The organism is Martinezella dioscoreae (genome assembly GCF_009176305.1).
In the GTDB taxonomy this organism is placed as follows: domain Bacteria; phylum Pseudomonadota; class Alphaproteobacteria; order Rhizobiales; family Rhizobiaceae; genus Rhizobium; species Rhizobium dioscoreae.
Window position 1 is genome coordinate 20,216 of sequence record NZ_BLAJ01000021.1, and the last position, 18,652, is coordinate 38,867.

An 18,652-nucleotide genomic window follows, 5' to 3' on the forward strand; every position below is an offset into this window, starting at 1 on the left:
TTGCACTTCGCTCAGTCTTTGCGACCCTAGAAGACACCGTCGGCAAAAGCAAAACAGCCAAGGCCGCTTCTATTGTGATCGGACAACTCGCAAGGGAACCTCCCTCATGACCGCACCGTGAACCATCTCATTCAGTCTGTTTGCTGATGCGACAAGCAATCAATACGCATCGCCGGTAATTGGCTTCCGCACCAGGGGGTCGTTGGTTCAGATACCGTCAAGAGCGCTAACAAAAACTGTCCGACCCGGAGATATAGGAAACAGTTTGTCCCTAAGACATGGTGGACTGCACCCCTCCTCTTCATAGACATCCGGAATATTTTCAACAGAGCCGTTCAGCGGTGCTTGCTGCGCTGGCTACATCCTCGGGTCTCGCAATCGACAACGACGAAACGCCGGAAGTCGAATTCTTCTTGGATCCTAGGATCTCGAGGAACGTGGAAAGCTTCCTTGGCGGTAACGAACACCCGAGCCTGCTTACGCGGTTCGACGGTATTCTCTTGGTAGACGAGAATGGCCACAATCCCGATCATCGAAAAGAGAACGACCGCGCAAGGGAATCGCGTGTAGGATTGTTCCGGGCTTTCGTCGGTTCTCCATCTTGGCATCGCGGACTCCAATAAATTTTCGGTTAGCGCAGTTCCTAAGCCCTGAAAAGCGTCAGGCGCCAACCTTCCTCTTCGGTGGTTTTGATCTTTGCCCTCAGGAGCTCGATGTCTCTCTGAAGCTTGATCATCCGGTCTCGAAGCTCCTCAATCGGAATGCTCGGTTTCGTAAATAAATCGAGATCGGCCATGTTGCTCCCTTTCGGGCGATTCCTCGCCGCCGTCTGAAAGAGATGCTGCCGCGCAGATCTTGGCGACACCACTGCACGAAGGTATCGGCGACACCTTGGTATCGGTCATACCTTGGTTCAATGGTTGCGTTGAGAGCACCTTTCTAGGGTCTACGGCTGCGCCAGAAGGCGCAGTTCAAAGCCAGACAAAGGAGGCTAGAATGGGAACGCGAGTGACAGGGCCGGGATCGTTAACTGATGATCCTGCAGAGCGCCCACTAACGATGATGAACCTGGAGCTGGTAGTCATTCCCGTGTCCGACGTTGATCGCTCGAAGGTTTTCTATTCCAGCTTGGGATGGCATCTCGACATCGATCACGCCGCAAGCGAAGATTACCGTATCGTGCAGTTTACGCCCCCGGGCTCAGGATGCTCAATCATGTTCGGGACAAACATCACGGCGGCGGCGCCAGGATCCGCCCAGGGACTTCATCTGGCGGTCGCCGACATAACGGTTGCCATCGAGGATCTTCGACGTAGGGGAGTAGACGTGAGCGACGCTTTCCACGACGAGGGCGGCATCTTCCATCATTCGAATGGTGTTGGTATTCGAAAAGGTCCGAACCCGGAGCACAAGAGCTATGCGTCGTATGCGACCGTCTGCGATCCCGACGGCAACGGATGGACGCTTCAGGAAATTACGGCCAGGCTGCCAGGCGTGCCCGGAGACGCGTCTTTTACCCCTCAGTTGATTCGAGCTGTCTGGGGAAAGGGTGGCGTAACTTAACTCGACGTCGCGCTCGCGCCTTCGGTTAGTGACACTGCGAACGAGGTCAAAGGAAGAGATCGAGAACTTGGCCGTCGGATCATAGGTCGGCCAAGTTCTCAGCGGCATCAGGCTCGCAGGCTACGGAAGGCCGTTCGGAGTTCGTCGCAGAAAACGGCTGTCTGCTCCCACGCGGCGAAATGGCCTCCCTTCGACAAGCGATTGAAGTGTATAAGGTTGGGGTAGGCCTTCTCCGTCCAGTTCCGCGGCGCCGCGTAGATCTCGTCCGGAAAGACGCTGACGGCCACCGGGATCTTGACGCCCTTGGGGGCGAAGAACTGCAGCTTGTTCTCCCAGTAAAGCCGTGCCGAAGAGACAGCCGTATTCGTAAGCCAATATAGCGTGACGTTGTCCAGGACGTCGTCTTTCGAAAGCCCCTCTTGTTCGCCATCGAACACTCGGGCGATCAACTCATAGCTACGGATGTCGTGATCAATCATCCAAGCCGCTAGTCCAACTGGGGAATCCGCGATCCCGATAAGCGTCTGCGGCCGGTTGGCCATCTCGATGGCATATCCAAGCCCGTGCTTATAGAAATCATCGAGTTGATCAAAAGCATTGCTTTCGTCCGGCGAAAGGCTCGTTGGCTTCTTCCCGGCGCTCAACGCCGTGGCGATCTCATCGGGAACGGTCGCTGGCATGTTCACGTGAATCCCGACAAGCTCGGGCGGAGCGATGAGCCCCATCTGTTCCGTGATTGCATCGCCCCAGTCGCCGCCCTGTGCGACGTAGCGCCTATAGCCGAGGCGCTTCATCAGTTCGATCCATGCGTGAGCTATTCTGACCGGGTCCCAACCCTTCTCCGTCGGCTTGCCAGAGAAGCCGTAGCCGGGAATCGAAGGAATGACGACATCAAACGCGTCGTTCGCGTCGTCCCCGTGAGCAGACGGGTCCGTCAGCGGCCCGACGATCTTCATCTGCTCGATGATCGATCCCGGCCAACCGTGCGTGACTATGATCGGAAGCGATCCCTCACGCTTAGATTTCACATGTATGAAGTGAATGTCTACCCCATCGATCTTCGTGACAAACTGGGGGATGGCGGCAAGGCGAGCTTCGACCTTTCGCCAATCGTGCTCGCGCGCCCAATATTTCGCTAGCTTCTCGATCGTAGCGGCCTGTACGCCCTGGCTGGCGTCGTTGACGATTTCTCGTTCGGGGAAGCGCGTAGCTTTCACCCGGCGCCGAAGGTCGTCGAGCTGGGCGTCGGTGGCCCTGAACTTGAACGGCCGGATCTCTGTGCCGCTCGCTGCCGCCTTCGCTAACCCGCTGGGCACGATGCTCAATGCGCCGGCCGCTGCAGCGGTAGCAAGTATGGATCGTCTCGTTACATCGATTGTGGTTATCATCTTCGATCTCCTTTGCTTCGGGTGGAAAATGACGCCACCGTGGCATTCGGCAGAAACTCCTTCCATTGGACCAAGGTGTGGGCAATACCTTCGTACAATGGTGCGCAACCCGGCGATCATGCTCAGGCCGGGGATGGCGATCATAGAACACGGAGTGAGAGATGGATCGTATCGACGCGATGAAGGTCTTCGTCGCAGCCGTAGACGAAGGCAGCCTCGCTGGAGCGGCTCGCAAGCTGAAGCGATCGGCGACAGCAATAAGTCGAGCACTTGGCATGCTCGAACAGCACGTCGGAACCGAGCTGCTGCATCGAACGACCCGCAGTCTGCATTTGAGTGAAGCGGGCCAGCGGTACGTTGTCGTTTGCAGACGAATTCTTTCCGATCTTGAAGAAGCTGACCTTGTCGCAGTCGGCGAGCAAGCTTCTCCTCGGGGTATGCTGACAATTTCCGCCCCACCAATATTGGGGGAGGAGGTTCTACGTCCGATCCTCGACGACTTTCTGCGCCTACACGAAAAAGTTTCCGTCAGGCTGCTAATGCTAGATCGCTTCGTGAATCTTGTGGATGAGGGCGTCGATATCGCACTGCGCATCGGCAATCTGCCGGACTCGTCGACCATATCGATCAGGATTGGTGGCGACGTGCGGCGGGTAATCGTCGGCTCGCCAGATTATCTAGCTGGGCGGCCTGCCATCGAAGATCCTTCCGATCTAGCGGCGCAAAGCATCATCGCGTTCAGCAATTTCGGGCTGGAATCGTGGAGCTTTTCGCCCCCGAAAGGATCCTCGATTCCGAGGTCGGTTCATTTCACGCCGAGATACGTTGTAAACAGCGTGAGAGCGGCTGCGGCGTCGGCTGCGGCCGGCCTAGGTCTTACGAGACTTTATTCGTATCACGTCTCCCATCTGGTCAAAGATGGAAGCCTCAAGATCGTTTTGCCGGAGGATGAACTCCCTCCTCTCCCTGTCCATCTGTTGTCGCCTCCCGGCCGGATGACGGTCCCGAAGGTGCGCGCTTTCGTTGATTTCGCGGCTCCGCGGCTGAGGGCAGAATTAGGCCGCATTGCCTCGGAAGCTGAAGGAATGGCATAATTATGCCGTGTAGCGGCATAGTGTCGCCCTGATAGTGGCAATTCTCCCGGTCTGCGGGAGCATCTAAGTCATACCCATCGACGCCGAGGGCGTTGCGCGGCCGAAAGAAACGGCCGTGGATATGAGAAGGATGCACATCATGAGCACTCAGAAAGTTGCAATCATCACCGGCGCGTCACAGGGTATCGGCGAGGGTCTGGTGCGGGGCTACCGCGAAAAAGGTTATAACGTCGTTGCGACGTCCCGGTCGGTAAAAGCTGGCGCTGACTCCGGAGTCCATGCCATAGCTGGTGATATCGCTAAGCCCGAAACCGCAGATCGTGTGGTGCGCGAAGCGCTGGAACGTTTTGGTCGGATCGATACGCTCGTCAATAACGCCGGCGTATTCACGGCAAAGCCGTTCGTTGACTTCACTCAAGAGGACTACGATCTCAACTTCGGGGTCAACATTGCCGGGTTCTTCCATATTACACAGCGCGCCGCGCGTCAGATGCTGAAGCAGGGTGCAGGGCACATCGTCTCGATCACCACCAGCCTGGTCGATCAGCCGATCGCAGGCGTACCTGCCGCCCTGGCGTCGCTCACAAAGGGCGGTCTTAACTCCGTGACCAAGGGCCTAGCGCTTGAGTATGCAAAGTCGGGCGTCCGCGTGAACGCTGTTTCCCCTGGCATCATCAAGACACCCATGCATGCGCCCGAGACGCACGAGTTCCTCTCCGGTCTTCATCCCGTGGCTCACATGGGCGAGATCAGCGATATCGTCAAGGCGGTCCTGTTCCTCGAAGACGCCGGGTTCGTAACCGGTGAAATCCTCCACGTCGACGGCGGTCAGAATGCCGGTCGCTGGTGAACGAGGCTTGGGAGTGGATCCGGCAACCGATCGCCGGGTCCACCTGCGAAAGGCGACTGATCATGGAACTTGTTCTTGCTGCCGACCCGATGTGCTCCTGGTGCTACGGCTTCGGCAAGGAAATGGAACTGCTACTTGCGAGACACCCAGAAGCGTCCTTGAGGATCATCCTTGGAGGTCTGCGAGCAGGTGCGACCGACTTGCTGGACGACGCAGGCAAGCAATTCCGGCTGCATCACTGGGCAAAAGTCGAAGAAGCAAGCGGTCTACCTTTCAATCGGGAGGGTCTGCTGGCCCGCGAAGGATTTATCTATGACACCGAACCTGTGTGCAGAGCAGTTGTAGCGGCCCGAATCTTGAAGCCTGATGCGGACATACTGAGCGTATTCCGTGCGTTCCAGCACGCTTTCTACGTCGACGCTCTCGATACAACAGACGGCGAAGTTCTCGCGACAGTTGGCAGCGTCGCACTCACCTCGCTCGGCCATTCGGTCTCCGCGTTGGAATTTTTAAAAACCTGGCGCCGTGAGAGCACTGTTGAAGAAGCGGCGACTGATTTTGCCACCGCGCGCGCACTGGGCGTGACAAGTTTTCCGACCCTCTTCGTTCAAAAGGATGGAAGGCTTGCGCGGGTCGGGGCAGGGTATGCCCCGGTAGACGCACTAGAACATCATCTGTCGGCAATGGGCTTCCAGGCCCGGCCGCTCAATTGAAAGGAAGTCCACGTGCCTATCGTAAATATTCAAGTCACCCGAGAAGGCAACACGCCGGGCACGAACTCGGTGACGGCTGAGGAAAAGGCCCGGATCATTGCTGGCGTCAGCAATGTGCTGCTCGAAGTCCTGAACAAGCCGCTTGCATCAACGTTCGTTGTCATCGAGGAAATCGATCTTGAAAACTGGGGCTGGGGCGGCCTCCCCGTCGAAGAATACAGAAAGCAACTTTCCGCCGCCAAACCTTCTTAGGAACGAGCGCCTTTCTCCAATGCTGTCGTGACTGCCTCTTCCAGATCGTTTTCGCTGAACGGCTTATAGAGGCAGTCAACGGCACCTTCCCGGAGCAGTTCAGTCCGAAGCACATCGTCATGGATCGCGGTGATGAAAACAACAGGAATACGAAGACCTCTCCGTACCAGCTCCCGAAAAAGATCAGGCCCTGACATTCCGGGCATGGTGATGTCGAGGACAATGCACGCTGTCTTCTGCATCGAAGTCGATTGAAGAAACGCCTCTGCCGATTCGAAGGCTTCTGCTGGAAAGCCCAAGGACTTCAAAAGTGGCGGCAGGGACTCCCGTACCGAAACGTCGTCGTCAACGACCGAAATCAAATCGCGAACCCCTCCCATATGCAACTCCGTTGAGCGCGCCTTCCGAAGGATCGCAAGCCTCGTTCCACAAAAGGCCGCCACAGTTTCAACGTAGGATCCCTTCAACCCGCAATACATTATACCTTGGTATCGGTCCGAGGAGTTATCAGCAGGGGAGTGGTCCGCCTTGCTGTTCGGCCTCAGTGTACCTCGCGTACCATTCAGGCCAGGTCTCTTCATGATTGCCGTCGTTTTGCGCTTCATACTTGCCGTGCGCAGCCGCGGCTCTGCGCAGCGCTGCAGCGAGGTCGGCCGCCGAGGAGAAGGTTACGCCGTTCCGCTCGATGCGGCCCGGCAGTCGGGTGGTTACTTCCTGGAAAAGCCAGCCATTACCGTCCGGATCGCTGAATGATGCGAAGGAGCCATAGCTCGCTCTCGATGGGTGTGGCCCCGGCAGCCGCGCATCGTTGCCTTGGTGATGAAACACTCCGCCGGCGTCGTGGAAGACGCCGCTCATTTCCGCGCCTCTGGCCGCAAGCGCCGCCTGAGCGATTTCGATGTCGGATACGATAAGATGTAGGCCCTGCGCTGAACCGGGCACCGCTGAGGTCACCTTAGATCCAAAGATCACCGAACATTGAGATCCTGGTGGCGTGACTTGGACGACGCGAAAACCATTATCTCCGGGCACGTCTGCGTCGAGACGCCATCCCAAACCTGTGTAGAATTTCTTCGCTCTATCCACATCCGAGACCGGGATGACCACGACCTCGAGTTTCATGTCGATTTCGGTGGTTGCTTTCGGTGCGACTGTCGTTCGTTGGTTCCGGTCATCCATGATGAGCTCTCCTCGTCCGCTAGGGTTTCTGCGCGCCACGCTGCGCCTTTGGGTGGGTGGTGTCCATTGTCCAATGGTGTAGCTCTGGCCCATTGGCGGCGTCACACCGGAGAACTCAAAGGTGTTTATGGCGCTACAAACGCGTTGATGCTGGCGAGGAAGCTCTCGCTGCATGAGGAGTTCGCCAATCGGAACGCTCGCTTCCAGTCTATCGGCGGAATGGTCGATGCTGCTCTTGCAGGATTAGGCAAAGGCGAACTCATCAGTTTGCTGTCACTCCTGAGGTGGAGGACTGGGCGCCTATGAGACCGCAAGACAAAAGCTGCTGCCGAACCTGTCGCTCGGCGTCCCCGCTAAACGTATCGGTTGAGGGTCGTTTGATGGCCACCTGGGAGCTATCGCGTGATCTGAGGAAACCCGCCCTGCTTGAGGCGGCGTTTTCCTTGATCTGATGATGGCGGCGTCAAGCACCGAGCTGATTTGCGAGGTCGATCAGATCGGTTGCGACCACATCGATGAATTCCTCGGGTGTCGTGTCGGCTGCATGACCAGGGCCGAGTTCCAATGGACGCGGAATGTAGGCGGTTCGAAATCCAGCCTTCCTCGACGCCTGGAGATCCCACTTGTGGGCCGAAACCATCAGAAGCTGATCGGCGCTGAACCCAATGTAGTCTATGGCTAGTCGGTAGACGCGGGGGTCGGGCTTGAATGCCTTGTTGAGCTCACCTGTAAGGATCTCGTCAAAGGGAAGGCCGTTGCCTTTCACCAGGGCGGTCATCTGCGACATCGAAGCGTTGGTCAGCGTGGCGAGGGTGTATTTTTGCCGAAGTTGAGCGAGCCCGGCCTGTGCGTCACGCCAAGGAATCATCTGTCCCCAGACGGAGAGCAGCTCCTCTCGATGACTGTCAGTAAGAATATCCTGGACGCCTCGTTTCGCGAGCAGCGGTCCAAGCGCTTCACGATAGACCTCGGTGTTGGGGACCCAAGGACGTCTCTGCGCCGAAATCTCCACAATGATATCATGCGCTGCACTGCTCCAGTCGCCGGCAAGCGTCGCCGCCCAGTCCCGCGCCAGTCCCAGCCCTTCCCCGATCGCCTTCGCCTTTGCAGATATCGGGTCGTAAAAGTCAAAAACCGTTCCCTGCATGTCAAAGGTAAGCGCCTTGACGCCAGATAGATAGGCGCTACTAGCAGCCCAGGACCGGCGCGGGGGAAGGGCTAGCGACGCGGCACCAATCAAGGTCCCCAATAAGAATGATCGACGCGATGGTCTGATATCGTCGAGAGGCGCGGAATCGTTGCTCATGTCGCATCTCCAACCTTTTTCCCGTGTTAGCACCAGGTCTGCCGGGCGCCCGTCGACGTCCGGCAGACGTTCCCGAAGTCAGATCGTCCGACTGAGCATCGCCACCCCGGCAGCGGCGTGCCAGTCTGCGGTTTCCTTTGGGTAAATGGTGCGGAACGGGCCTGTCGACTCCGGAATGAGTTCGACCATCTTGGCGATCATATCGTTCGGATCAAGACGCATCTCGTTCTTATCGATGAGCGCATCTGTCTGCGCCTTATACGAAGCCCGACTAGTGAAGTTGACCTCGTCGTCAAGCCAACGATAGGCGGATTCGACCATGCGCTCGTTGAAGCCAGTGAAATAGGGGCCTGGGTTGATGGTCTGGACCTGGATGCCGAATTCCTTCAGTTCCTCCTGCATTGCTTCGCTGATCGCCTGTAACGCGTGCTTGGTGGCGGAATAGGAGCCGAGCATACCGGGGCTGACGACGCCGAGAATGGACGAGATGAACACCACCTTGCCCTTGACCTTGGACTTGACCCAGCGTCGAACAACCTTCTGGGTCAGGTCCAGCAGCGCGAAGACATTGACTTCGAAGTTCGCCTTCACTAGATTGAGCGGAATCTCCGCGATCGGGCCGCCTTCGCCGATGCCGGCGTTGTTGACCAGAATGTCGAAATCGAGTTTGACCGCGGCAGCGATATCGAAGCGATCCAAGAGGTTCAGCTTCGTCACTGTGATGTTCGTCAGACCTTGCTCGACGATCGTATTGCGAAGCGCCGTGACCTGAGGCCATGATTCCGCTGTCGCGATGACGGTGTGGCCCTTTTTGGCTAGGCCGATTGCGGCTCCGGCGCCCAAACCCGAGCCGGCGCCAGTGATAAGAATTTTCTTGGGCATTTTCAGTACTCCTGTTTTTGAAGTTGATTACGACCAGAGGACCTCAGCCGACGTAGCTGTAGGTCCACCCGATCGCCACGGCCAACGTGAGCGCCGAACAGATCGTGCTCGCGATGATGGTTGAATTGGCTTCCACGGAGATTCGGTCGTAGCTGTTGCCGAAGAGGATGCCGAAGAACCCGGAGGGAAGGGCGGCCATGATCACGGACAACTTCGTGATCTCGACGGGTGCGGCCACGCCCCTGCATATGAGAAACGCCAGGATTGGCTGTGCCACGTTAGAGATGGCAACGCCGATCGTCGTATTGAGCGAAAGACGAAATCTGCTTTGGGAAAGAACTACGCCGGTCACAAGAAGACCCATGCCACCCGCCGCGACACCGATCTGGCGCAGAGATGCAGCCACAACGTCCGGCAGATGCAGCCCGCTCAGCGAATAGAGCATGCCGAAAACGGGGGATAGAACGATCGGCTTGGAGAAGGCGCGCGCGCAGGCTTTGGCGATCTGTGTGAGCCCTCCGGCCCCACCGGCGCCGGTTTTCGGTTTGTCGAGTTCGAGCAGCGCCAGCGTCAACGGCGAGGGCAACGTTGATCCGACTGCGATGCCTATTGCTACCGTCGAAAGGTGATCCGCCCCGAAGAGGGCCGTGATCACTGGGAAGGCTGCTGCTGCAAAGTTCGGCTGGCCAACCGCGAGCGCCTGAAGAGCAGCCTCGCTCGAATTCATCCCGCGGGGGCCGCGCTGATAGCCGTACCACAGCAGGTATATGCCCATCATCACGGTTCCCAAGGAGAGCAGGACCGGCCATTGGGCCACCAGGTCGCGCCACTGGGTTGATGCAGTGGCGACGAAGAGGGACGATGGAAGACAGTAGTTCATCACGACGATGTTCAGTTCGGTCACATGCTTGTTGTTGATGCTCCCGGTTTTGCCGGCAACGTAGCCCAGCAGCATGACGAAGAACGTCGGCGCGAGTGCTAGCGATAGGACCGTGATCATCTCAGACCGCCATCTCGGTAGAAGGAGGGGCGCTTTATCATCGTGCTGATTCCAGGGACTTTTTCTTCTCGCGGGGATCGAACGGTCGGATGAGAAGGTGTTGTGCCCCGCCTCCTAGCAGGCCGCCGATCGTTGGACCTACCATCGGCACCCACCGGTAGTTCAGGTTTCCGGGCAGCGCGGCCTGGTCCCAGCTCGCCAGCGATGCGAAGAACCTCGGGCCGAAGTCGCGCGCCGGGTTGATCGCCCAACCCCCGAGATAACCCGCGGACGCCACGATCAGCCCGATGACGATCGCTCCGAAATTCGCACGAGGCGCGATCGTGTTAAATTCATCCGTGACCGCGAAGATGCCGGATACCAGGATCCCGGTGATGATGATTTCATTGACCAAGGCCATCGCCGGCATGACAGCGAGCCCCGGCGATGTAAAAAACACTCCGGAGGCTCCACCTTCGCTCCGAGCGAGATGCTGCGCAGCCGTGTAATGATCGATGACCGCCGAATAGAGCACATAGACGACGGCGGCGCCGATGAACGCACCGACGACCTGAGCGATCCAGTACGGGACGACCTTATTCCGGGAAAAGCCGCGGAAGACAGCCAGCGCCAGTGTCACAGCACCATGAAGATGAAAGTGCCAGAGCTTCGACTGGCTGAATCTCGTGGTCGCTACGCTTTCCATGCCCTTGGTATCAGCAAGCGGCGCCACCATCATGACCAGGCGCTTGGCAGCCTCAGGGAAAAGCGTCGCGAAAGCAAATCCCACCTGCATACCGAGGTCATGACACACAAGAGTAATCGGTTTGGATACCCCTAAGTGGCCGAGCAAGCCTTTGATATCTGTGGCTATCGTCTGCTTGTCATAGCCACCCTCGGGCTTGGACGATCCGCCCGCACCTCGGTAGTAGGGCGCGACAACGAGCCAACCATCATCGCGAAGCGGAGCGATTACGTGGCGCCACTCCCACCAGGTTTGCGGCCATCCGTGGATCAGTACCAGAGTGCGGCTGTCGTCCTGTCCTCTCGGTTGGCCTGAGGTGACATAGTGCAGCCGAACATCGGGCGCGTCGAACATATTACGGTGGATACCTTGCATCTCTAGCTCCTAAAACACCGGGCAAGCAGGTCAAAGACGCCGCAGATCTATCGGTTGGCCAAAGTCCCCGTGTATTGACCTAGCTTCGCTTCCACGTCGGCTTTGGATTGAAGTCCCATGTTCATGAGTTTTCCAATTTTGGCCTTGGCCGCCGGCCGCTTAACCGACGATATGAAGGCATCCCATCCGGCGCCGATCTCGGGGTCCGTTGGAAGGCTTGCGTAGTCCACGAGCCGTTTCGTGTCTGCGATGGCATCGCGATCAAACCCTGAGATCCTCTCAGCGAGCCCGTCTACGAATGCGTCTAGCTGACTGTCAGGAAGTGATCGGTTCACATATCCGTACTTCTCGGCGAGCTCTCCATCGATGTCGTCCGAACCAAGCAAGACCTCAAGAGCTCTGCCGCGTCCCATTAGACGGGGAAGCCGGGCCATCGGCCCTCCGCCCGGTACAAGCGCTGCTCCCACCTCCCATTGCGAGAGGATTGCTTTCTCTCTGCTGGCGAACCTCATGTCGCTGGCTAGGGCCAACTCGCTACCAACACCTGTGGCACGGCCTCGGATTAACGCGATGGAGACCACAGGCGCTTTGCTGATGCGGACCAGCATGTCGGGGAGGGGATGAAGACCAGTTCTGCCCGAAGGCAGCTCGGTCGATTCCGAGAGCGGGGGGACGAAATCGTAGTGGGTCAGGAAAAAACCTGGTACCGAACTGTCGAAAACCACCACTCTCAGGTCGGGATCGTTCTCGATGGCGGCCACGACCTTCTCCATCTGGGGGATGGTCTCCGGCCCGAAGATGTTAAATGGCGGGTTGTCGAACGTGACCCTCCAGTATGCGGGCGATCTCTTCTCGACCCTGATTTCCGCCTTCTCCGACCGTGTAACACCATTGCCACTGGTTGTGGTTGTCTCCTTTTTCACTGGGCTTGACGACTGACCGGACAATGCCAAAGCCGGAAGCATCAATAGTGCCGCCGCAGTCAGGAACTTCGAGGATACAGCCACGAGGTTCGTCGAATTTGCTGATCTCTTGTTCATAGGAAACTCCATTTGGGGATTTTTGTAATGGCTTCATTGCATGTCGATTTCGAAGACGAGCTCGACCTCGATCGGCATTCCAAGCGGGATACTAGAGACGCCCAGAACAACGCGGGGAGGCACCAGCGCCTGGCCGAACAGTTCCATGAGCAGATCAGATGCTCCGTCAGCGACCTTCGGGTGGTCCCGAAAATCCTCTGGCGCCGCGATGTAGACACCGAGCTTCGCTATGCGTTTGATGTAGTCGAGCGAACCGAGATATGCCCTCGCGGCCGATATGCCGTTCATGCAGGCAATTCGCGCAGCGTCGTATCCTTCTCTGACGGATAGCTCCGATCCAACTCGGCCCAAATAAATCGGCTCGTGGCCGACGACGGGCAGCATTCCGCTGAGGAACAGCAGTGCCCCCGACATGACGGCTTCCGAGTATGTTCCGAAAGGCGTCGGCGTTGGCGGGAGCGTGATTGCCATCTCCCGTATGCGGGCTTCGATGCTCGGGTTCACCATCTTCCAATATGTGCGCCGCTGTCCACGTGCAGCACCTCCCCAGTGATGTTTGAAGATTCCGTGAGGTAGACGACAGCATCGACGATTTCCTGGACGTCCGTCACGAGGCCCATCGGCGATAGCGTTCGAAGGAAATCCTTCTGCTGTGAGGCAAGCAGTGGCGTGTCAACGACGCCGGGTGACACGGCATTCACTCGGATGTTGTCCATCGCAAATTCGAGCGCGAGGCTCTTCGTGATGGAGTTGAGCCCGCCTTTGGTGATCATCGGCAGCGATGCAGTCACCCCTGCGATCGGATGATCGGCAAGCGAAGCCGTAATAGACACGATGCTCCCGCCGGATTTTTGCCGGAGCATCTGCCGGACCGCATGCTTTGTGAAATGTATGAAACCTTCGACGTTTGTGGCCGACAACTTGTGGAAATCGTCGATCGTGTAATCCAGAAAGGGCTTGGTGAAGAAGACGCCCGCGTTGTTCACTAGCGCGTCGATTGAACCGAATTGCTCGATCGCGGTCAGCGCAGCCCGCTCCGCCGTTAATGGATCCGAGACGTCGCCATCTACGAGCTCAAGACGACCGGCTCGATCAAAAAGCTTAGTCTCGCTGATGTGTCTCGACGTAGCGACTACGTTGTAACCTCGTTCAAGAAACGTTTTTACGATTCCTGCGCCAATACCTTGAGAGGCGCCTGTCACCACCACGGTCTTGTGTACGCTCATTCAGGCCTCCGTTTATGGCATGCCTCAACGCATGCCTCTGCATGTTTCAAGGCAGTGCTCTCAATTGTTCTGACAACTCTCCAGAGGGGCGGCTCTCTGCTGGCTCGCCACCATCTTCTCCCCGGACGGCTCGTGGAGCTATTGTACCAAGGTGTCCCCGATACCTTCGCATTGGTAAGGGCGGATACCTTAGTGCAATAGACGCTGCACCGATTCAGACCTAGGAAAATGCGAGTACGCCCGAACGGAGCTGGACGATGAACGCATGGCCGAATAGACGAGCACTCGATCTGTTTGGAATTGAGCTCCCGGTCATTCAGGCACCAATGGCTGGCGCTACGACCGTTGAGATGGCTATCGCGGCAGCCCGCGCTGGGGGATTAGGCTCTATTCCGAGTGCGCTTTTATCCGTTGAGCAGTTGAGAGAGGCATTCCGGCAGTTTCGCTTAGCAACAAAGGCACCTGTCAACGCGAACTTCTTTGCTCACGTGTCGCCGCCAGCGAATCCTACTGCTCAGATGCGTTGGCGAGCTGCGCTGGCGCCTTATTACGTTGAAGCAGGATTGGACCCGGCGGTCCCTATCGCGGCTGGAGGACGAGCTCCATTTGACAGTACCTTTTGCGAAGCCGTGGAGGAGTTTAGACCGGAGATAGTCAGCTTCCACTTCGGTCTGCCTGACCAGCTTCTGATCAGGCGGGTCAAGGCAGCCGGCTCCAAGGTGATCTCGTCCGCCACTACCGTAGCTGAGGCGGTTTGGTTGGAGGACAACGGCGTGGACGCCGTGATCGCGATGGGCTACGAGGCGGGAGGCCACCGGGGCAACTTTCTTACCCACGACATGGCCACCCAGGTTGGGACGATGGCTCTCGTGCCCCAAGTGGTAGATGCCGTCGATGTACCGGTGATCGCCGCAGGAGGGATTGCCGACGGGCGAGGCGTTGCGGCGGCCATGATGCTCGGTGCCAGCGCGGTCCAGGTTGGAACGGCATACCTGTTCACGCCGGAAGCGAAGATCCCTAAAGTCCACCTGACCGCAGTCGAGGCTGCTGGCGATGACAATACGGCTGTTACAAACGTGATGACCGGACGTCCCGCCCGCGGGGTGATCAATCGCTTGATGAAAGAACTTGGACCGCTTTCTGAGATAGCTCCCGCCTTCCCGACCGCAGCCTTGGCATTAGCGCCGCTGAAGGCCTCGGCCGAAGCCGTTGGCAAAGATCATTTTACAAACTTGTGGGCTGGTCAGTCCGCCAGGCTGTCTCCCCGGCTTGGATCAGAAGAATTGACGCGGCGGCTATCTGAGGAGGCGCTTGCGGTAATCGCGAAGTTCTCCTTTCGTTGAAACGGCTGGCGTACCCCAACTACCGCGTCTCGAAAGTCGAACAGCATCTTCTCATTGAGCCTGGATGATCCTTATATCTCGTTCGGCAGCGCCAGTTATCAGAGCCAGTGCTTCCTGATAGGCCGGGCTGTCATGGGCAGCCTGAGCTGCCTCGACGCTTTCGAATTCGATCAGGACCGTTCGCTGATGAATACCGGCTTCGTAAACGAGAGCAGGCATACCCCGAGCGAGAACCCGACCTCCGCCCGCCTCAATCGCCGGGCCACTGAGCTTCGCGTAGGCCGCGAGGGCATCAGGGTTGGTAATGGAACGATATGTAGCTATCCAATAAGCCTTTGCCATACTTGATCCGATCCTATTTCGAGAGCTATGAAAGCCTTCGATTTGACCCTGGCGTCGATTGGAGCCCCAGTTTACGTCAGAAGCCGGTCTAAAATGATCAGCGTGCTTCGATTAAAGAATCTCGTCGGCGTTTCTCGGGCCAGCGTCGTCTGGCCCATCAAGTAGCGTTGCCATATGCACGAGATCCGGGACAGATCGAGCGCCCATCTTCCGCATCATCTGGCCGCGATGCGCTTTCACCGTGATTTCACTTATCCCCAATTGAAAGGCAGCCTGCTTGTTCAGTAGTCCTTTCACGACGCATGTCAGCACCTCTCGCTCCCGCTGACTCAGGGTTTGATAACGAGCTTTAACGCGGCTGATCTCCTCGTCTTCGCGCACACGAGCAACGTTTTGCTCTACGGCGCTACCGATAGCAGCAAGAAGTGCCGTAGTGTCGATCGGTTTGGTAAGGAATTCAACTGCCCCTGCTTTCATGGCACGTACTGTCATCGGGACGTCGCCGAAACCAGTGACGAATATTATCGGAACGCGGCGACCGTGCGAGCTGAGCATTCCTTGTAACTCTAAACCAGTAAGGCCCGGCAGATTGACATCAAGTACAAGACAACTTGGCGGCTCGGCCGGATAACTGTCCAGGAAATCTTTGGCGGATGAATAGGTGGCAGGTTGCCACCCCGCCGATGCAATTAGAAGTTCGAGCGATTCCCGAACCGATACATCATCGTCGATAACGACCACGACCGCCTTGCCCGAGGGGGCGTTGAGACGAGGACGTGCGCGCTCTTGGCTTGCGGAACTCAAGCTGTACACTTCAAGTACTCCTCGAAGTCGGCTTCGCTCCTTCAACGGCGAAAAACCGGACGGCAAGACGGTAGAAAGCTACCGATATTTTAGAGTATTTGCGAGCGAATTGTAAGTCGATCCGGGGAATGCGGCTTTGCTTGTCGGCGAGAAAGAGCGCTGAGGACTCATGCCCAAAGCCAAGCAAGCAACGAGGGATTGCGTGGCGCTTAACACGCAATCCCGGTGAACACTTGATCACAAAGGCTGTCAATTTCCGCATCGATAGACCATGTGCCTGGCAGTAACTGTAAACGCCGCGCGCATCATACACCCAGTTCGCGTTCGCCAGCTTGACAATCGGCTTCCTGCCAACTTGTGTCGCAGGGACTGGCGCTATTTCTCGAACGATCATTGTTCCCCCAATTGAAACTGTATCGCGGTTGAATCTTGGGAGCCGCGCTCCCAAACAGTCGGTCCCCAGGCACTATCGCCCAGTTCTGCTCTGCTTCAATTGTACGATGGTGTTGGTAGGTCACGGAATAGTCCGCAAGGCGATACACCTTCGTGTTATGGATAAGCTTTGATTTTTTTTACATGGTTCTCCTCCTACAGCCGCAAGCTTTGTCGAAGATGCTTCACCAAAGAGGACATGCAATGCAATGGCACCTTGTCGAAATAGACGGAAACGAGCCAAAAGCCGGCGACGGAGGACCGCTGGATGCGCTTATCGAATTCTACCGGTCCTTCAATGGAAAGGATCTCGCAGGGCTGGAAAGCGTTTGGCTAGCCGGACATGATCCGAGCATGGACAATCCAATCGGCGGCATTCGTCGGGGCTGGAGTTCGATCGCTGAAGGCTACACGAAGCTGTTCAACGGCCAAGCGGAGGTCAATGTGACGTTTCATGATTTCACGAGCCAAGGCGGACAGGACTGGCATCTTTTCGTTGGGCGCGAACGAGGAGAATGCAAAACATCAGAAGAGCGCATCGACTTGGCGATACGGACATCGCGATGGTTTGTGCGAAAAGAGGGCGTTTGGCGGCTACTGCATCATCACGGATCCATTGAGGACCCAGTTATGCTTTCGGAATATCGCCGCCTCATATTCGGGGACGGAAACGATAAAGTTGACCTAGGTGGATGAAAGAGCAGTATGTATTCTGTGCCTTGAAAGAGAGTAGTTACGGGGCAGCACTGTATAACTACCTTTCTGCCCATGCGTCCGCGTCGACGACTGCCGCAACGAAGGCGTCGGGCGCCTCTTGTGGAAGATTGTGCCCGATGCCACCGGAAATCAGACGGTGCTCGTACTGGGCTTTGAACTTCGGCCCATAAGTTGCCGGGCCCGGGTGAGGCGCGCCGTTGGCGTCGCCATCCAGCGTGATCGCCGGAACCTGGATGTCAGGCGTCTCAGCCAGCTTCGCTTCATACTTATCAAACCGCTTCTCTCCAGCGGAAAGTCCAAGTCGCCAACGATAGTTGTGAACCACGATCTGGACATGGTCAGGGTTCGTAAATGAAGCGGCACTCCGTTCGAACGTTTCGTCATCAAAGGTCCAGGCTGGTGACGCGAGCTTCCATATGAGCTTCGCGAAGTCGGCAGTGTATTTTGCGTAACCTTCCTGTCCTCGGTCAGTTGCAAAATAGTACTGATACCACCACTGAAGCTCGGCCGAGGGAGGAAGCGGCATTTTTCCTGCTTTCTGGTTGCCAATAAGATAGCCGCTGACCGAAACAATTGACCGGCATCGCTCCGGCCAAAGAGCGGCGACGATGTCCACGGTGCGGGCGCCCCAGTCGAACCCAGCCAGGGTCGCGCTCACAATTCCGAGTGCGTCGAGCAATTTGACTGCATCCACGGCAAGCGCAGATTGCTGCCCATTTCGCTTGGTCTTGCTCGACAGGAACTGCGTGCCACCGTACCCGCGTAGGAACGGCACGACAACTCGGTATCCACGATCTGCGAGCATAGGAGCAGCATCTGCGAAGCTGTTTATGTCGTACGGCCAGCCATGAAACAGAACGACCGGCCTCCCGTCGGCTGGTCCAAGATCGGCATAGGACACGCGAAGATCGCCGGCATCGACAGTTTTATTCGCGTTCAGCTTTGATCCACGGCGAGTGTCACGCCGACTATCGCCCTGCTGGTTCGCTGCCTCGGACCGTTCACCCAAAACGCCAGCGGCCGTGAATCCTAGCGCAACGCTGCCGAACGAGCGTCGAGTAAGGCTTCCAATTTGAATATTCGACATTGATCGCTCCTACCGATGAAAAGTGGAAATGGCCAGGCGCCGACGCCAAGTGCGTTCATATTTTCATCGCCGCTCGCTCCGACTTGAGATCTGATCCACTCTCGAACGCGAAGGGCCGTCCCCGGCGGAGGGAGACGGCCAAGCGGACCTTGGGAGGATCGTCCGCTATGTCCGGCGGAGGGGAGGAGCGCCGGAGTACTTCTAGTGCTTCTTCGTCTAGTCTCCGGCAAGCGCCGAAAGACTGTTAATACCCTAAAGCCGGCAGCCTCCATGCGTAAGTGAACTAAGGTATTGCCGGGCGATACCTCGGGATCGGCTTGGCCGGACGGGCCACG

The 18,652-nt window shown here is 57.3% G+C and carries 21 protein-coding genes; 7 read left to right on the plus strand and 14 right to left on the minus strand.

Annotated features, from left to right (window positions below):
• Positions 1 to 643: 643 nt before the first annotated feature.
• A complete protein-coding gene (locus GDN47_RS32200; RefSeq protein ID WP_173002610.1) occupies positions 644 to 796 on the minus strand; it encodes a hypothetical protein in 153 nt (50 codons plus the stop codon).
• A gap of 200 nt (positions 797 to 996) precedes the next feature.
• Between GDN47_RS32200 and GDN47_RS30750 the strand changes: the two genes are divergently transcribed.
• A complete protein-coding gene (locus GDN47_RS30750; protein ID WP_233790206.1) occupies positions 997 to 1,563 on the plus strand; it encodes a VOC family protein in 567 nt (188 codons plus the stop codon).
• Positions 1,564 to 1,670: 107 nt separating this feature from the next.
• Here the strand turns inward: GDN47_RS30750 and GDN47_RS32860 are convergent, their stop codons facing one another.
• A complete protein-coding gene (locus GDN47_RS32860) occupies positions 1,671 to 2,951 on the minus strand; it encodes an epoxide hydrolase family protein (RefSeq protein ID WP_152094944.1) in 1,281 nt (426 codons plus the stop codon).
• Between the two features lie 161 nt (positions 2,952 to 3,112).
• Between GDN47_RS32860 and GDN47_RS30760 the strand changes: the two genes are divergently transcribed.
• The 4 genes from GDN47_RS30760 to GDN47_RS30775 all read left to right on the plus strand — a co-directional run bounded on the left by GDN47_RS30760 (position 3,113) and on the right by GDN47_RS30775 (position 5,860).
• Positions 3,113 to 4,045 (plus strand): LysR family transcriptional regulator, encoded by a 933-nt coding sequence (locus GDN47_RS30760; RefSeq protein WP_152094925.1) that lies wholly within the window; start codon positions 3,113 to 3,115, stop codon positions 4,043 to 4,045.
• A gap of 136 nt (positions 4,046 to 4,181) precedes the next feature.
• Positions 4,182 to 4,895, plus strand: coding sequence for an SDR family NAD(P)-dependent oxidoreductase (locus GDN47_RS30765; protein ID WP_152094945.1), 714 nt, complete (start codon positions 4,182 to 4,184; stop codon positions 4,893 to 4,895).
• A gap of 62 nt (positions 4,896 to 4,957) precedes the next feature.
• The gene (locus GDN47_RS30770) at positions 4,958 to 5,608 is read left to right on the plus strand and encodes a DsbA family protein (RefSeq protein WP_152094926.1); all 651 of its coding nucleotides are present in this window, start codon (positions 4,958 to 4,960) and stop codon (positions 5,606 to 5,608) included.
• A gap of 12 nt (positions 5,609 to 5,620) precedes the next feature.
• Complete coding sequence (locus GDN47_RS30775) at positions 5,621 to 5,860, plus strand: tautomerase family protein (protein WP_069613475.1); 240 nt, start codon at positions 5,621 to 5,623, stop codon at positions 5,858 to 5,860.
• Here GDN47_RS30775 and GDN47_RS30780 read toward each other — a convergent pair.
• The 9 genes from GDN47_RS30780 to GDN47_RS30820 all read right to left on the minus strand — a co-directional run bounded on the left by GDN47_RS30780 (position 5,857) and on the right by GDN47_RS30820 (position 13,592).
• Positions 5,857 to 6,240, minus strand: a complete 384-nt coding sequence (locus GDN47_RS30780; RefSeq protein WP_152094927.1) for a response regulator transcription factor — start codon at positions 6,238 to 6,240, stop codon at positions 5,857 to 5,859. The two genes, GDN47_RS30775 and GDN47_RS30780, sit on opposite strands and share 4 nt — an antisense overlap.
• 127 nt (positions 6,241 to 6,367) lie before the next feature.
• Positions 6,368 to 7,039, minus strand: coding sequence for a VOC family protein (locus tag GDN47_RS30785; RefSeq protein ID WP_152094928.1), 672 nt, complete (start codon positions 7,037 to 7,039; stop codon positions 6,368 to 6,370).
• 463 nt (positions 7,040 to 7,502) lie between these two features.
• Positions 7,503 to 8,345 (minus strand): haloacid dehalogenase type II, encoded by an 843-nt coding sequence (locus GDN47_RS30790; RefSeq protein ID WP_152094929.1) that lies wholly within the window; start codon positions 8,343 to 8,345, stop codon positions 7,503 to 7,505.
• Between the two features lie 78 nt (positions 8,346 to 8,423).
• Positions 8,424 to 9,227 (minus strand): SDR family oxidoreductase, encoded by an 804-nt coding sequence (locus tag GDN47_RS30795; protein ID WP_152094930.1) that lies wholly within the window; start codon positions 9,225 to 9,227, stop codon positions 8,424 to 8,426.
• 43 nt (positions 9,228 to 9,270) lie between these two features.
• The gene (locus tag GDN47_RS30800; RefSeq protein ID WP_152094931.1) at positions 9,271 to 10,227 is read right to left on the minus strand and encodes an AEC family transporter; all 957 of its coding nucleotides are present in this window, start codon (positions 10,225 to 10,227) and stop codon (positions 9,271 to 9,273) included.
• A gap of 37 nt (positions 10,228 to 10,264) precedes the next feature.
• Entirely contained in the window at positions 10,265 to 11,326 is a 1,062-nt protein-coding gene (locus tag GDN47_RS30805; RefSeq protein ID WP_210386783.1) for an alpha/beta fold hydrolase, read from the minus strand.
• 47 nt (positions 11,327 to 11,373) lie between these two features.
• Positions 11,374 to 12,366, minus strand: coding sequence for an enoyl-CoA hydratase/isomerase family protein (locus GDN47_RS30810; RefSeq protein ID WP_152094932.1), 993 nt, complete (start codon positions 12,364 to 12,366; stop codon positions 11,374 to 11,376).
• Positions 12,367 to 12,399: 33 nt separating this feature from the next.
• Positions 12,400 to 12,873, minus strand: coding sequence for a RidA family protein (locus tag GDN47_RS30815; RefSeq protein ID WP_152094933.1), 474 nt, complete (start codon positions 12,871 to 12,873; stop codon positions 12,400 to 12,402).
• Positions 12,867 to 13,592 (minus strand): SDR family NAD(P)-dependent oxidoreductase, encoded by a 726-nt coding sequence (locus GDN47_RS30820; protein ID WP_152094934.1) that lies wholly within the window; start codon positions 13,590 to 13,592, stop codon positions 12,867 to 12,869. Before GDN47_RS30820 ends, GDN47_RS30815 begins: the two co-directional genes overlap by 7 nt.
• A 257-nt stretch (positions 13,593 to 13,849) precedes the next feature.
• Between GDN47_RS30820 and GDN47_RS30825 the strand changes: the two genes are divergently transcribed.
• Positions 13,850 to 14,935 (plus strand): NAD(P)H-dependent flavin oxidoreductase, encoded by a 1,086-nt coding sequence (locus tag GDN47_RS30825; protein WP_152094935.1) that lies wholly within the window; start codon positions 13,850 to 13,852, stop codon positions 14,933 to 14,935.
• A gap of 51 nt (positions 14,936 to 14,986) precedes the next feature.
• Here GDN47_RS30825 and GDN47_RS30830 read toward each other — a convergent pair whose 3' ends face one another.
• Entirely contained in the window at positions 14,987 to 15,277 is a 291-nt protein-coding gene (locus GDN47_RS30830) for a DUF1330 domain-containing protein (RefSeq protein WP_152094936.1), read from the minus strand.
• 111 nt (positions 15,278 to 15,388) lie between these two features.
• Positions 15,389 to 16,090, minus strand: a complete 702-nt coding sequence (locus GDN47_RS30835; RefSeq protein ID WP_152094937.1) for a response regulator transcription factor — start codon at positions 16,088 to 16,090, stop codon at positions 15,389 to 15,391.
• A 627-nt stretch (positions 16,091 to 16,717) separates the two neighbouring features.
• Here GDN47_RS30835 and GDN47_RS30840 point away from each other — a divergent pair.
• The gene (locus tag GDN47_RS30840) at positions 16,718 to 17,209 is read left to right on the plus strand and encodes a YybH family protein (protein ID WP_152094938.1); all 492 of its coding nucleotides are present in this window, start codon (positions 16,718 to 16,720) and stop codon (positions 17,207 to 17,209) included.
• 58 nt (positions 17,210 to 17,267) lie between these two features.
• Here the strand turns inward: GDN47_RS30840 and GDN47_RS30845 are convergent, their stop codons facing one another.
• The gene (locus GDN47_RS30845) at positions 17,268 to 18,317 is read right to left on the minus strand and encodes an alpha/beta fold hydrolase (RefSeq protein WP_152094939.1); all 1,050 of its coding nucleotides are present in this window, start codon (positions 18,315 to 18,317) and stop codon (positions 17,268 to 17,270) included.
• Between the last annotated feature and the right edge of the window lie 335 nt (positions 18,318 to 18,652).

Excerpts from the sequence above, each read along its gene's own strand:
- GDN47_RS30830 (WP_152094936.1), bottom strand. The coding sequence starts at position 15,277 with ATGGCAAAGGCTTATTGGATAGCTACATATCGTTCCATTACCAACCCT.
- GDN47_RS30815 (WP_152094933.1), bottom strand. The coding sequence starts at position 12,873 with ATGGTGAACCCGAGCATCGAAGCCCGCATACGGGAGATGGCAATCACG.
- GDN47_RS30840 (WP_152094938.1), top strand. The coding sequence starts at position 16,718 with ATGCAATGGCACCTTGTCGAAATAGACGGAAACGAGCCAAAAGCCGGC.
- GDN47_RS30810 (WP_152094932.1), bottom strand. The coding sequence starts at position 12,366 with ATGAACAAGAGATCAGCAAATTCGACGAACCTCGTGGCTGTATCCTCG.
- GDN47_RS30760 (WP_152094925.1), top strand. The coding sequence starts at position 3,113 with ATGGATCGTATCGACGCGATGAAGGTCTTCGTCGCAGCCGTAGACGAA.
- GDN47_RS30785 (WP_152094928.1), bottom strand. The coding sequence starts at position 7,039 with ATGGATGACCGGAACCAACGAACGACAGTCGCACCGAAAGCAACCACC.
- GDN47_RS30845 (WP_152094939.1), bottom strand. The coding sequence starts at position 18,317 with ATGTCGAATATTCAAATTGGAAGCCTTACTCGACGCTCGTTCGGCAGC.
- GDN47_RS30770 (WP_152094926.1), top strand. The coding sequence starts at position 4,958 with ATGGAACTTGTTCTTGCTGCCGACCCGATGTGCTCCTGGTGCTACGGC.
- GDN47_RS32200 (WP_173002610.1), bottom strand. The coding sequence starts at position 796 with ATGGCCGATCTCGATTTATTTACGAAACCGAGCATTCCGATTGAGGAG.
- GDN47_RS30820 (WP_152094934.1), bottom strand. The coding sequence starts at position 13,592 with ATGAGCGTACACAAGACCGTGGTGGTGACAGGCGCCTCTCAAGGTATT.
- GDN47_RS30825 (WP_152094935.1), top strand. The coding sequence starts at position 13,850 with ATGAACGCATGGCCGAATAGACGAGCACTCGATCTGTTTGGAATTGAG.
- GDN47_RS30795 (WP_152094930.1), bottom strand. The coding sequence starts at position 9,227 with ATGCCCAAGAAAATTCTTATCACTGGCGCCGGCTCGGGTTTGGGCGCC.
- GDN47_RS30780 (WP_152094927.1), bottom strand. The coding sequence starts at position 6,240 with ATGGGAGGGGTTCGCGATTTGATTTCGGTCGTTGACGACGACGTTTCG.
- GDN47_RS32860 (WP_152094944.1), bottom strand. The coding sequence starts at position 2,951 with ATGATAACCACAATCGATGTAACGAGACGATCCATACTTGCTACCGCT.
- GDN47_RS30750 (WP_233790206.1), top strand. The coding sequence starts at position 997 with ATGGGAACGCGAGTGACAGGGCCGGGATCGTTAACTGATGATCCTGCA.
- GDN47_RS30790 (WP_152094929.1), bottom strand. The coding sequence starts at position 8,345 with ATGAGCAACGATTCCGCGCCTCTCGACGATATCAGACCATCGCGTCGA.
- GDN47_RS30805 (WP_210386783.1), bottom strand. The coding sequence starts at position 11,326 with ATGCAAGGTATCCACCGTAATATGTTCGACGCGCCCGATGTTCGGCTG.
- GDN47_RS30800 (WP_152094931.1), bottom strand. The coding sequence starts at position 10,227 with ATGATCACGGTCCTATCGCTAGCACTCGCGCCGACGTTCTTCGTCATG.